This is a genomic window from uncultured Allobosea sp. (genome assembly GCF_945956895.1).
Classification (GTDB): domain Bacteria; phylum Pseudomonadota; class Alphaproteobacteria; order Rhizobiales; family Beijerinckiaceae; genus Allobosea.
Genome location: NZ_CAMFJF010000001.1, coordinates 59,334 through 71,879, shown reverse-complemented (window position 1 = coordinate 71,879; position 12,546 = coordinate 59,334). Strand labels below are relative to the sequence as shown.

Genomic DNA, 12,546 nt, shown 5'->3' with positions numbered 1-12,546 from the left:
GCGTTCCTCTGTGCCGGGTTTAAGAGTCTCTAACAAAACCCGAAGGGGTCTCGACGTCGGCAATTCGTCCGCTCCGCCAGGAGCGGAGCGAAGCCGATACCAACGGTATCGGCAAGCGCCGCGACGCCGCGGGCGGTCGAATTCCCGGCGCCGAAGGTGGGCTTTGGAGGGCCGCCTGCGGCGTCGGACCGACTTGCCGATATCTAGGGATATCGGCTGCGCGCTCCTCCTGGCATGCGTCCCTCCAAAGCCCATCGAGACCCCTTCGGGTTTTGTTAGAGACTCTAAGCCTAAAGCCCCGTAGCGAGCCGGCGATGGCGGGGCTGATTTTGCGCGAACCCTGCGCTCTTCCCCGCGCCCAGCGCAAGCGCGCCGCCTTAAGACTTTCGCCGATCCCGCCCTGCATTTCCCGGCCCTGCGACGCAGTACCACATGCCATTCGACCTGCTCTTCTTCGCCGCCATGGTCCCGGCCGTCGTCATGACCGGCCTGGCCAAGGGCGGCTTTTCCGGGCTCGGCCTGCTCTCCCTGCCCTTGATGGCGCTCGTCGTCTCGCCGGTGACCGCGGCCGCGATCATGCTACCGCTGCTGATCGCGCAGGATGTCGTCTCGGTCTGGTCCTACCGCCGCGATTTCGACCGCCGCAACCTGGCGACGCTGGCGCCCGGCGCCCTGCTCGGCATCCTCGTCGGCTATCTGCTGGCGGCCAAGGTCTCGGACGCCGCCGTCGTGCTCGCGGTAGGACTGATCTCGGTCGGCTTCGCTTTGCGCCGGATGCTGAGCGACGGCAGGAAGCCTGCCGCGGCCACCCAGGCGAACTGGAGCGCCGGCAGCCTCTGGGGTTTCCTCTGCGGCTTCACCAGCATGGTCGCCCATGCCGGCGGCCCACCCTTCCAGATCTATGTCATGCCGCAGAGGCTGAAGCCCGCGATCTTCGTCGGCACCGGCGCGATCTTCTTCGCCGCGATGAATCTGGTGAAGCTCATCCCCTATCTCGCGCTCGGCCAGCTCAACGGCCAGAACCTGCTGGCCTCCGCCGCGCTGCTGCCTTTCGCGATCGCCGCGACCTTCGCCGGCGTCTGGCTGGTCCGGAGGGTTCCTGCCGAACGCTTCTACGGCATCGTCTACTGGCTCCTGCTGCTGGTCGGTGCCAAGCTCGTCTTCGACGGCGTGCGCGACCTGCATCTTCTGGGGTGATGCCTTCCAGCGCGGTTGCAGCCTGCCCCGTCATTGCTTCGCTCCTCGCAATGACGGCCAAGTGGCTCGGTCGGATCGAAACGACTCCAAAGCAGCGCGCGATTGCGCCGCATCGGAAAAAGGGATGGATTACGCGGGAGCGCGCCAGCCGCTAAGGCTTTGCGAGCTTGCGAGGAAGGCTCCCGATGACCCGTTCGGCTTACGATACCGATCTCGACCGCAATCCGGCGAACTACCAGCCGCTGACGCCGCTCGCCTTCCTGGAGCGCGCGGCCTCGGTCTTCCCTGACCGCACGGCGATCATCCACGGCCCGCTGCACCGCTCCTATGCCGAGTTCTATGCCCGCTCGCGGCGCCTCGCCTCGGCGCTGGCGAAGCACGGCATCGGCAAGAACGATACGGTCGCCGCGATGCTGCCGAACACGCCGGCGATGCTCGAATGCCATTACGGGGTGCCGATGACCGGCGCCGTGCTCAACACGCTGAACACCAGGCTCGACGCGGCGATCATCGCCTTCTCCCTCGACCATGGCGGCGCGAAAGTGCTGATCACCGACCGCGAGTTCTCCAAGACGATCAAGGAAGCGCTCGCGCTCTGCAAGGCAAAACCGATCGTCATCGACTATGACGACCCCGTCTATGACGGCCCCGGCGAGCGGCTGGGCAGCGTCGAATACGAAGATTTCGTCGCCTCGGGCGATCCCGATTTCGACTGGCTGATGCCAGCGGACGAATGGGACGCCATCGCGCTCAATTACACCTCCGGCACCACCGGCGACCCCAAGGGCGTGGTCTATCACCACCGCGGCGCGAACCTGCTGGCGACGTCCAACGTCATCACCGGCAATATGGGCCGGCATCCGGTCTATCTCTGGACGCTGCCGATGTTCCACTGCAACGGCTGGTGCTTCCCCTGGACGATCTCGATCGTCGCCGGCACCCATGTCTGCCTGCGACAGGTCCGCGCCAAGGCGATGTACGACGCTCTCGCCGACCATGGCGTGACCCATCTCTGCGGCGCGCCGATCGTGATGTCGACGCTGCTCAACGCCACGCCTGACGAGCGCCGTGATTTCCCGCAGACGGTCTCCTTCTTCACCGCCGCTGCACCACCGCCCGAGGCGGTGCTCGCCGGCATGAAGCAGGCCGGTTTCGAGGTGACGCATCTCTATGGGCTGACCGAGTGCTATGGTCCCTCCGTCGTCAATGACTGGAACGACGACTGGAACACCCTCTCCCCGGCCGAGCAGGCCGCCAAGAAGGCCCGCCAGGGCGTGCGCTATCCCGCGCTGGAAGGCCTCGACGTGCTCGATCCCGAAACGATGCAGCCCGTCCCGCGCGACGGCCAGACGCTCGGCGAGGTGATGATGCGCGGCAATGTCGTGATGAAGGGCTATCTCGGCAACCGGAAATCGACCGAGGCCGCCTTCGCCGGCGGCTGGTTCCATACCGGCGATCTCGGCGTGCGCTACCCGGACGGCTATATCCAGCTCAAGGACCGCTCGAAGGACATCATCATCTCCGGCGGCGAGAACATCTCCTCGATCGAGGTCGAGGATGCGCTCTACAAGCATCCGGCCGTGCAGGCCGCTGCCGTCGTCGCCCGCCCCGACGAGAAATGGGGCGAGAGCCCTTGCGCCTTCATCGAACTGAAGCCGGGCAAGACCGCGACCGAGGCCGAGATCATCGCCTGGTGCCGCGAGCATCTCGCCTCGTTCAAATGCCCGCGCACCATCGTCTTCGCCGAGGTGCCGAAGACCTCGACCGGCAAGATCCAGAAATTCCGCCTGCGCGAGATGGCACGGGCGCTGTAGCGCGCCGGTCTGGAAGGCCAATAAGCCGTCATTCCGGGGCTTCGCATCGCGAAGAGCCCGGAATCCAGAACCGATACCGCACCCACGAGGGCGCAGTTAGGCCAGCGATCAAAGGAGCAACGGCATCGGTTCTGGATTCCGGGCTCGGGCCTGCGGCCCGCCCCGGAATGACACCGCTGGTTTTGACCTCACGCCCCGGCGCGATCGATCCGCCCGTTCGGCGTGAAGCGGTCGACGGCTTCCGGCAGAACCTGCGACAGCCGGTCCAGCAATTCGTCCCGCGACAGGCCGGTGCGGCGGGCAATCGCGTCGATGACCTGCGGGCCGAGCGCCTGTTCGAGGTCATCGGGCGCGACGTTCTGGTTGGGGCCGTTCTGCACCCAGGAATCGACCTTGTCGCCCTGGCCCGCCTGCCTGAAGCGGTCGGAGAGTTCGCCGAGCCCGCCATTCAGCACGCTGCCGATGCCGCCGGCACCGAGCAGCCCGCCAAGGCCGCCGAGAAGCCCACCGCCGTCGCCCTGCGGCGCAGCGCCCGCCTGGCCCGGTTGCGGAGCAGGCACCTGCCCGGGCTGAGGCTGGCTATGCCCGCCGAGCCATTCCGCAATCTTGTCGCGGTTCTGATAGCCTGCGACCGCGACGAGCCCGAGAAGGGCGGTCAGGGACGGAAAGCCGCTGCTGCTATTGTCGTCACTCACGGCAGTCACTCCATCTGGGAAGAAATACCGGCCCGAGACACGAGATGAGTTCGGACCGGTGCGGGAAAGCTCAGGGCTCAGACCGCGCGGTTGCGGCCGTTGATCGCGCCCCAGACGACCAGCACGACAATGGCGCCGACAACCGCGCCGATCAGCCCGGCGCCCTGGCCCGGCGCGTACCAGCCGAGCGACTGGCCGAGATAGGTCGCGACGAAGGCCCCGATGATGCCGAGGATCGTCGTCAACACGAAGCCGGCGGGCTCGTTGGAACCCGGCATGATGAACTTGGCGACGACGCCGGCGATGAAACCGATGATGATGGTCCAGACGATGCCCATGGCTGCTTTCCCTCGCGATGCACGCCCGGCCTCAACCGGCCATCGCGACAGAAGTTCCCGTCAGCTTGCATCGGCCCGAAAGGCGGAATGCGGTTTTCGGAGAATGCCGATGCAACATCGAGGCCCATTGTGTCATTCCGTTGACGACACTCGTTGTGGCCGGTCGCCAACGAAAAACCGGCCCTCTCGGGCCGGTTCATCCGCATCGTCATGGCATTCGACAGGCCGCTAAGGCCCGCAGGCTCAATGCAAGGTTCGCTCCGGCATGGTCATCCGTACGCGTTCGATCTCATCCTTCAGTTGCAACTTCTTCCGCTTCAGCTCCGCGAGGCTGAGGTCGCTCGAAGACGGGCTCGCCACCGCCTGGGCGATGGCATCCTCAAGCTGACGGTGCTTGCGCTCGAGTTCCGCAAGACGGGTCTGCAACGACATCTGGATCCTCCTGATGAGCAGTTGACGTTCCAATCTGGCATAGAGCCGGCTTCACGTCTTCCCTGTGCCGTCACACGGCATTCATGAGATTCTGTGATCATCGCCGGTCCGTTCCCGGAAAGCCGTGAATAGATGGGCTTCCCGATGCCTGTGCCGCCGCGCCCACACTTGCAGGACAACGGGCGGCACGCGCATAGTCGCCCCCGATCAAGGCGATGATGAGATGCCCATGGGATTCGAGCTCAGCCCGGAAGAGGTCGAGACCTTCACCTCGGAGCTCGCGCGGCTGCGCGAGGAGCATCGCGATCTCGACAGCGCCATCGACGCGCTGGAGCGTGTGGGCTCGATCAATCAGGTCCAGGTCCAGCGCCTGAAGAAGCGCAAACTCTACCTCAAGGACCGCATCGCCCAGATCGAGGACGCCCTGACGCCCGACATCATCGCCTGACACAGGCGTTTTCCGGCTGCACTGCGGCGATTCTCCCTTGCTTCCCCGGCATCTACCAGTCTAGATCGCGCGCTTCCGGAGCCGAGCCCGAGCGCATTCCATGGCAGCCAGCAGCCCCCCCGTCGCCATCATCATGGGCAGCCAGTCCGATTGGGCGACGATGCGTCATGCGGCAGAGGCGCTCGACGCCCTCGCCATTCCCTATGATGCCCGCATCGTCTCGGCCCATCGCACGCCCGAACGCCTCTTCGACTTCGCCAAGGGCGCCAAGGCGGAAGGTTTCAAGGTGGTCATCGCCGGCGCCGGCGGCGCCGCTCATCTGCCGGGCATGACGGCCTCGCTGACGCCCCTGCCCGTATTCGGCGTACCCGTCGAATCCAAGGCCCTCTCAGGCCAGGACAGCCTGCTCTCGATCGTGCAGATGCCGGCCGGCATCCCGGTCGGCACGCTTGCCATCGGCCGGGCCGGCGCCGTCAACGCCGCCCTGCTCGCCGCCGCGGTGCTCGCTCTCTCCGACACCGCGCTGGCCGGCCGGCTCGACGCTTATCGCGCCCGCCAGAGCGCCGGTATCGCCGAGCGCCCCAACCGGGACGACACATGAGCGCGCCCGTCCCGACCGGCCTCGCGCCCGGCGCCATGCTCGGCATCCTCGGCGGCGGCCAGCTCGCCCGGATGATGGCGCTCGCCGCCGCCGATCTCGGCATCCGCTGCCATATCTTCGCGCCCGAGACCGATAGCCCGGCCTTCGATGTCGCGGCACGCCACACCGTCGCGGAGTACGAGGACGAGGAAGCGCTCGCCCGCTTCGCCGATGCCGTCGACGTCGTGACCTACGAGTTCGAGAACGTTCCGGCGGCGACCGCCGCCTTCCTCGCCGCGCGCGTGCCGCTCCATCCCGGCGCCCGCGCCCTGGCGGTGACGCAGGACCGGCTCAGCGAAAAGCGCTTCGTCTCCGAGCTTGGCCTTGCCGTCGCCCCCTTCCGCGCCGTCGACACGCTGGCCGATCTCGAATCGGCTGCGGCCGCGCTCGGCCGGCCCTCGGTCCTGAAGACCCGCCGCTTCGGCTATGACGGCAAGGGCCAGGTCAAGATCGCGCCGGGCAGCGACCTCGCCGAGGCCCATGAGGCGATCGGGCGCTTTCCGGCGATCCTCGAAGGTTTCGTCTCCTTCGTCCGTGAGGTCTCGGTCGTCGCGGCGCGCGGGCTCGATGGCTCCTTCGCCGCCTTCGACGTCTGCGAGAACGAGCACCGCGATCACATCCTCGCCTATACGCGCATCCCGGCGAATCTCTCGGAGGGCGCGTCGCTGCAGGCGATCGACGCGGCCCGGCGCATCGGTGAGGCGCTCGGCTATGTCGGCGTCTTTGCCGTGGAGCTGTTCGTACTCGAAGCCGAGGGCGACCTCGCCGAGCGCGTCGTCGTCAACGAGATCGCCCCGCGCGTCCATAATTCCGGGCATTGGACCAGCGAGGGCGCGCAGACCTCGCAGTTCCACCAGCATGTCCGCGCCGTCTGCGGCTTCCCGCTCGGCTCGACCGCCCGGCGCGGCCGTGTCGAGATGGAGAATCTGATCGGCGCGAGTGCGCTCCGCTGGCGCGAATTGCTGGCCGAACCCGGCGCGCATCTGCATCTCTACGGCAAGCGCGACGCTCGTCCCGGCCGCAAAATGGGCCATGTCACCCGGATTCTCGGCGAGGCCGGCTAAGCGCTGGATACAAGGCCGGTCTGAAACGTGCTCAGACCCGATTTTCACGGGTTTGTGGCGTGGACAGGCGAAATGAATTCTGCTATCCGCACCCATCTTCGCGCGGAGGGCCTGCCCCGCCGCCGGCCCCAATTCTTGGATCAACCGCTTAAGGACGGACGTTTCACGTGCAGGTTCTCGTTCGCGACAACAATGTCGATCAGGCTCTCCGCGCCCTCAAGAAGAAGATGCAGCGCGAAGGCATCTTCCGTGAGATGAAGCTCCGTGGTCACTACGAGAAGCCGTCCGAGAAGCGCGCTCGCGAGTCGGCCGAGGCCGTGCGCCGCGCCCGCAAGCTCCAGCGCAAGAAGCTCCAGCGCGAAGGCCTCCTGCCCGCGCCGGTGAAGCCCAAGCGCCCCTGAGACCCTCATGGCGATCCCCATGGGGTCGTCACGACAGGGCCGATAGCGATTCGCGCCTGGAGCCCGCTCCGGGCGCGTTGTCATTTCAGCGACGTTAACCAAGTTTTGGCGGGTTTCGGGCGTTGTCTCCGGCAGTGCGCTGTCGGCGGGGAGCGCGATCACGCCGCGGCGGCCACAAGGCCGATCATCTCCGGGGATCGGGGGCATCGCGGCAGGCGAAGCACGAGACCGATGAGGCAGAGCATGATCCGAGGCAGTAACTGGTTGGCCGCAGCCGGCATGGCGCTGGCGCTTGCGGGTTGCGACACCGTCTCCAATCTCGGTTCCCAGCCCGCCGTCGCCGAACTCGACACCCGCGACACCGCCGATGCCAGCGTCAATATCGGCTCGCTGAGCGACGTCATCTCGCGCAATCCGAACGATCCGGGCGCCTACAACACCCGCGGCGCCGCCTATGCCCGCGTCGGCCGCTTCTCGGATGCGATCGGGGATTTCACCAAGGCGATCCAGCTCGATCCGAATCTGGCCTCGGCTTACACGAATCGCGGCCTCGCGCTGCGCCAGAGCGGCCGCGCCGATTCGGCCCTCGCCGATTTCAACCGCGCCACCACCGCCAATCCGAACTATGCGCCGGCCTATATCGCCCGCGCCAACCTGCTGCGCCAGCAGGGCAACAGCCAGCAGGCGCTGGCCGACCTCAACACTGCGATCCGGCTCAACCCCGAATCGGCGGAAGCCTTCCATGCCCGCGGCCTCGTCTATCAGAAGGAAGGCCAGCACCAGCATGCGGTCACCGATTTCGACTCGGTGATCGACCGCAATCCCTATACCGCGCCGCCCTATATCGCGCGCGGCCAGAGCCTGAACGCGCTCGGCAAATACGACGCGGCGCAGGAGGATTTCACCGCCGCGCTGAACGTCGACAACCGCAATGCCGATGCCTGGGCCGGCCGCGGCTTCGCCTTCGAGAAGCTCGGCAAGAAGGCGGAAGCCTCGGAAGCCTATCAGCGCGCGCTCGCGCTCGACGGCAACAATGCCATTGCCCGCGCCGGTTCCTCCCGCATCGGCGGCGGTGGCGGCGGCTTCTTCCGGAGCTGATCCGACGCCGGGCGCGCCTGTCAGGGACGCGTGCCGGCAATCTCCCCGACCGTCCGGGTCTCCACGCCCGCGATGCCGCCCGAGGCGGCATCCGCCAGGAAGCGCCGGACCTCCTCGATCGATCCGTATCGCGGCAGGTCCGTATACCGGCCCGCCGGAAAGCGCAGGAAGCGCTTGGGCGGGCTCGCGAGCGCGTAGAGCTCTTCTCCCTGCGCGAAGGGAATGACCTGGTCACGCTCGCCATGGAGCACCAGCAGCGGCACCTTGATCCGGCCGATGATCTCGTCCGAGCGGAACTGGTCCTTCATCGCCAGGCTGAGCGGCAGATAGGGATAGAGGCCCTGCGCCACGGCGAGCGTCGAGCGATAGGGCGCCTCCAGCACCACCGCCTGAAGCGGCACCTCGGCCGCCAGCTTCAGCACCACACCGGTGCCGAGCGACTCGCCATAGCCCACAAGCCTGCCGGCGCCGAAGCGCGCGGCAGCGGCGCCATAGGCCGCCCGCGCGTCCTGCAGCAGCCCCTCCTCGCTCGGCAGGCCGGTGGAGCCGCCATAGCCGCGATAACTGATCGCAAAGAGCCCGGTGCCGTCCTCCGTAAGCGCCCGGAAGCGGTTGACTCGTCCGGCCCGCCCGAGATTGCCGGCATTGCCATGGAAATAGAGCAGGACCGGCTTGCCGGCGCGGGGCGGCACGACCCAGGCGACCAGCCGCTCACCATCTGCTGTGGCCACGCTGACCTCCTCGGCGGCCGCAAGGCCGGCAGAGGCGATGTCGGCCCGCCCGGAATCGCGCGGATACATGATCTCGCGCTGGCGCATGTAGAGCAGGCCGAGACCAGCTGCATAGACCGCAAGCCCGAGCAGCAGCACCGGTTTGAGCAGACGCCTGATCATCACGCGATGCAGGTCCCGGAAACGAAAGGGCCGGCGATCAAGCCGGCCCTTTGCAGCGATCCGATGACGGCGAGGCCCCTCAGTGCGCCATCGCCTTGACGATCTCGTCGGTGACCTTCTTGGCGTCGCCGAAGAGCATCATCGTGTTGGGCCGGAAGAACAGCTCGTTCTCGACGCCGGCATAGCCCGCCGCCATGCCACGCTTGATGAAGAGCACGGTCTTGGCCTTCTCGACGTCGAGGATCGGCATGCCGTAGATCGGCGAGGACTTGTCGGTCTTGGCGGCTGGGTTGGTGACGTCGTTGGCGCCGATGACGAAGGCGACGTCGGCCTGGCCGAATTCCGAGTTGATGTCCTCGAGCTCGAAGACCTCGTCATAGGGCACGTTGGCTTCCGCCAGCAGCACGTTCATATGGCCGGGCATGCGGCCCGCCACCGGGTGGATGGCGTATTTGACCTCGACGCCTTCCTTCTTGAGCAGGTCCGCCATCTCGCGCAGCGTGTGCTGCGCCTGCGCCACCGCCATGCCGTAGCCCGGCACGATGATGACCTTGGCGGCATTCTTCATGATGTAGGCCGCGTCATCGGGCGAGCCCTGCTTGACCGGGCGCGCCTCGACGGCACCACCGGCCGCGGCGGCGGCATCGTCGCCGCCAAAGCCGCCGAGGATGACCGAGACGAAGCTCCGGTTCATCGCCTTGCACATGATGTAGGACAGGATCGCGCCGGACGAGCCGACCAGCGCGCCGGTGATGATCAGCGCCATGTTGCCGAGCGTGAAGCCGATGCCGGCGGCAGCCCAGCCGGAATAGGAGTTCAGCATCGAGACGACGACCGGCATGTCGGCGCCACCGATCGGGATGATCAGCAGCACGCCGAGCGCCAGCGAGACCGCGACGATCAGCCAGAAGACGGCGTGGCTCTCGCTCTTGATGAAGATCGCGAGCAGCACGACCAGCGCGATGCCGAGCCCGATATTGATGCCGTGGCGCTGCGGCAGCATGATCGGCTTGCCGCTCATCCGCCCGTCGAGCTTGAGGAAGGCGATGATCGAGCCGGTGAAAGTGATCGCGCCGATGGCGACGCCGAGCGCCATCTCGAACAGGCTCGCGCCCTTGATCGAGCCGGTATGGCCGATGCCGAAGGCCTCGGGCGCATAGAGCGCCGCCGCCGCCACCAGCACGGCAGCGAGGCCGACCAGCGAGTGGAAGAAGGCGACGAGCTGCGGCATCTGCGTCATCTGCACGCGCTTCGCCATATAGGCGCCGATGCCGCCGCCGATGGCGATGCCAAGGATCACGAGCAGCCAGCCGGAGAAGCCGGAGGGCGGGTAGAACACCACGGTCGTGGCGATGGCGATCGCCATGCCGATCATGCCGTAGCGGTTGCCCTGTCGCGAGGTCGTCGGATGCGACAGGCCGCGCAGGGCCATGATGAAGAGGACGCCGGAGACGACGTAGAGCAGGGCTGAGAGATTCGCGGCCATGGCGATCAACCCTTCTTCTTGTACATCGCGAGCATGCGCTCTGTGACGAGGAAGCCGCCGAAGATGTTCACCGAGGCGAGGATCAGCGCGAGGAAGCCGAAGACCTTGGCCCAGATCGGCCCGTCACCGAGTGCGGGCAGTGTCTCGACGCCGACCGCCAGCAAGGCGCCGACGACGATGACGGAGGAGATCGCGTTGGTGACCGACATCAGCGGCGTATGCAGCGCCGGCGTCACCGACCAGACGACATAGTAGCCGACGAAGACGGCGAGCACGAAGATCGCGAGGCGATAGACCGTCGGGTCGACGCCGCCGGTCGCGATGCTGGCCGCGGCCGCGGCCTGATCGGCATAGCGCTCGGCAAGCTCGGCTGCCTGTTTGGCGAGGGCGGCCGCGTTGCGGGCCTGTTCGAGAGCCTGTTCGGTGGAGGGAGTTGCCATGGTCGGAATTCCTTACGCTCAGGCCTTCGGCGCGAAATTCGGATGGATGACGGCGCCGTCCTTCGTCAGGGCGGTCGCCTTGACCAGCTCGTCGTCCCAGTTCACCGCGAGCTTCTTCTCGGCCTTGTCGATCAGCGTCTCGACGAAGGCGAGGAGGTTCTTGGCGTAGAGCGAGGAGGATGTCGCTGGCAGACGGCCCGGCACGTTGAGATGGCCGACGATCTTGACGCCGTTAGCGGTGGTCACGACCTCGCCCGCCTTGGCCAGCTCACAATTGCCGCCACGCTCGACCGCGAGATCGACGATGACGGAGCCGGGCTTCATGCTCTCGACCATCGCCGCCGAGATCAGCTTCGGCGCCGGGCGACCCGGGATCAGCGCGGTGGTGATGACGATATCCTGCTTGGCGATGTGGCTGGCCGTCAGTTCGGCCTGCTTCGCCTGGTATTCCTTCGACATCTCCTTGGCGTAGCCGCCGGCGGTCTGCGCCTGCTTGAACTCCTCGTCCTCGACGGCGAGGAATTTTGCGCCGAGTGATTCGACCTGCTCCTTGGTGGCGGGGCGCACGTCGGTGGCGGTGACGATGGCGCCGAGACGGCGCGCGGTCGCGATCGCCTGCAGGCCGGCTACGCCGACGCCCATGATGAAGATCTTCGCAGCCGGCACCGTGCCCGCCGCCGTCATCATCATCGGCAGCGCCCGGCCGTATTCGGCGGCGCCGTCGATCACGGCGCGATAGCCGGCGAGATTGGCCTGCGAGGACAGCACGTCCATCACCTGCGCGCGGGTGATGCGCGGCATGAACTCCATGGCGAAGGCGGTGACATTGGCCTTGGCCAGCGCCTCGACCTGCGCCTCATTGCCGTAGGGATCCATCGTCGCGACGACGAGCGCGCCGGCCGGCAGGCCGGCGATCTCGCCCTCGGACGGACGGCGCACCTTCAGCACGATGGCGGCGCCCTTCAGCGCCTCCTTGGCCGTCTTGGCGATCGTCGCCCCTGCCGCCTCATAATCCGCGTCGAGAATACCGGAAGCTTTGCCCGCCCCCGTCTCGACCACGACCTCGGCACCGAGGCCCTTGAACTTGCGGACGGTCTCCGGCGTCGCTGCGACGCGGGTTTCCGCCCCTTGCGTTTCGGCTGGGACAGCAATGCGCATGGCGGGGGCAGGCCTTTCCGGCGTTATGGGGAGACGGTCAGAGCAGAAGCAGCGCGAGGAGCATCAGGACGAGCGAGACGACAGGCGCGCGCCAGCCGATCGAGGGAGCTGCGATGCCGACGCCGGTGCCGAGCACAGCAAGAAGCGTGCCGATCAGCGCCGTGCCCCAGGCATGCTTGGCGCCGCCAACGGCGAGCGCGGCGACGATGGCGAGCGCGGCAACAGTGCCGACCTCGGCGAAATGCACGAACCCGGTATAGGTCCGCTCGTGCTCGGCATAATCCATCGCGGGAGCGTCGGCGGAGTGGGCGTGGTCGGCCATGGTCTCGATCCTGAAAAAGACACAGTCTCTTTAAGCCTGTAGCGCACCCGCGACGCACGAGCAACGCGGCAGCGCGCAGCAGCCGTGGAGCGTGGCGCTGACACACCGCACCCCTCTTCT

General features: G+C 67.0%; 15 protein-coding genes. 7 read left to right on the top strand and 8 right to left on the bottom strand.

The features are described 5' to 3' along the window. Positions 1-432 precede the first annotated feature (432 nt). Both Q0Q02_RS00345 and Q0Q02_RS00340 read left to right on the top strand, forming a co-directional pair. The gene (locus tag Q0Q02_RS00345) at positions 433-1,197 is read left to right on the top strand and encodes a sulfite exporter TauE/SafE family protein (RefSeq protein ID WP_293806063.1); all 765 of its coding nucleotides are present in this window, start codon (positions 433-435) and stop codon (positions 1,195-1,197) included. 185 nt (positions 1,198-1,382) lie between these two features. After that, positions 1,383-3,011 (top strand): acyl-CoA synthetase, encoded by a 1,629-nt coding sequence (locus Q0Q02_RS00340; protein ID WP_293806062.1) that lies wholly within the window; start codon positions 1,383-1,385, stop codon positions 3,009-3,011. A 188-nt stretch (positions 3,012-3,199) separates the two neighbouring features. Here the strand turns inward: Q0Q02_RS00340 and Q0Q02_RS00335 are convergent, their stop codons facing one another. The 3 genes from Q0Q02_RS00335 to Q0Q02_RS00325 form a co-directional block, all read right to left on the bottom strand. Beyond that, the gene (locus tag Q0Q02_RS00335; RefSeq protein ID WP_293806061.1) at positions 3,200-3,706 is read right to left on the bottom strand and encodes a YidB family protein; all 507 of its coding nucleotides are present in this window, start codon (positions 3,704-3,706) and stop codon (positions 3,200-3,202) included. A gap of 77 nt (positions 3,707-3,783) precedes the next feature. Next, complete coding sequence (locus tag Q0Q02_RS00330) at positions 3,784-4,044, bottom strand: GlsB/YeaQ/YmgE family stress response membrane protein (protein WP_293806060.1); 261 nt, start codon at positions 4,042-4,044, stop codon at positions 3,784-3,786. Positions 4,045-4,287: 243 nt separating this feature from the next. After that, positions 4,288-4,476, bottom strand: a complete 189-nt coding sequence (locus tag Q0Q02_RS00325) for a DUF465 domain-containing protein (protein WP_047580742.1) — start codon at positions 4,474-4,476, stop codon at positions 4,288-4,290. Positions 4,477-4,705: 229 nt separating this feature from the next. On the opposite strand from Q0Q02_RS00325, the gene Q0Q02_RS00320 reads away from it, so the two are divergent. The 5 genes from Q0Q02_RS00320 (at position 4,706) to Q0Q02_RS00300 (ending at position 8,127) form a co-directional block, all read left to right on the top strand. Continuing rightward, complete coding sequence (locus Q0Q02_RS00320) at positions 4,706-4,924, top strand: DUF465 domain-containing protein (protein ID WP_265056003.1); 219 nt, start codon at positions 4,706-4,708, stop codon at positions 4,922-4,924. A gap of 100 nt (positions 4,925-5,024) precedes the next feature. Further along, complete coding sequence (gene purE / locus Q0Q02_RS00315) at positions 5,025-5,525, top strand: 5-(carboxyamino)imidazole ribonucleotide mutase (protein ID WP_293806059.1); 501 nt, start codon at positions 5,025-5,027, stop codon at positions 5,523-5,525. Continuing rightward, positions 5,522-6,628, top strand: a complete 1,107-nt coding sequence (locus Q0Q02_RS00310) for a 5-(carboxyamino)imidazole ribonucleotide synthase (RefSeq protein ID WP_293806058.1) — start codon at positions 5,522-5,524, stop codon at positions 6,626-6,628. Before purE ends, Q0Q02_RS00310 begins: the two co-directional genes overlap by 4 nt. A 167-nt stretch (positions 6,629-6,795) precedes the next feature. Beyond that, positions 6,796-7,029, top strand: coding sequence for a 30S ribosomal protein S21 (rpsU, locus tag Q0Q02_RS00305; protein ID WP_047579559.1), 234 nt, complete (start codon positions 6,796-6,798; stop codon positions 7,027-7,029). A gap of 243 nt (positions 7,030-7,272) precedes the next feature. Beyond that, entirely contained in the window at positions 7,273-8,127 is an 855-nt protein-coding gene (locus tag Q0Q02_RS00300; RefSeq protein WP_293806057.1) for a tetratricopeptide repeat protein, read from the top strand. Between the two features lie 20 nt (positions 8,128-8,147). Here the strand turns inward: Q0Q02_RS00300 and Q0Q02_RS00295 are convergent, their stop codons facing one another. The 5 genes from Q0Q02_RS00295 to Q0Q02_RS00275 all read right to left on the bottom strand — a co-directional run bounded on the left by Q0Q02_RS00295 (position 8,148) and on the right by Q0Q02_RS00275 (position 12,426). Continuing rightward, a complete protein-coding gene (locus Q0Q02_RS00295; RefSeq protein ID WP_293806261.1) occupies positions 8,148-9,020 on the bottom strand; it encodes an alpha/beta fold hydrolase in 873 nt (290 codons plus the stop codon). Between the two features lie 79 nt (positions 9,021-9,099). Continuing rightward, entirely contained in the window at positions 9,100-10,506 is a 1,407-nt protein-coding gene (locus tag Q0Q02_RS00290) for an NAD(P)(+) transhydrogenase (Re/Si-specific) subunit beta (RefSeq protein WP_293806056.1), read from the bottom strand. 5 nt (positions 10,507-10,511) lie between these two features. Next, positions 10,512-10,946, bottom strand: a complete 435-nt coding sequence (locus Q0Q02_RS00285; protein ID WP_265056008.1) for an NAD(P) transhydrogenase subunit alpha — start codon at positions 10,944-10,946, stop codon at positions 10,512-10,514. Between the two features lie 18 nt (positions 10,947-10,964). After that, positions 10,965-12,104 (bottom strand): Re/Si-specific NAD(P)(+) transhydrogenase subunit alpha, encoded by a 1,140-nt coding sequence (locus Q0Q02_RS00280; protein WP_293806055.1) that lies wholly within the window; start codon positions 12,102-12,104, stop codon positions 10,965-10,967. A gap of 37 nt (positions 12,105-12,141) precedes the next feature. Next, the gene (locus Q0Q02_RS00275; protein WP_293806054.1) at positions 12,142-12,426 is read right to left on the bottom strand and encodes an aa3-type cytochrome c oxidase subunit IV; all 285 of its coding nucleotides are present in this window, start codon (positions 12,424-12,426) and stop codon (positions 12,142-12,144) included. Positions 12,427-12,546 lie beyond the last annotated feature (120 nt).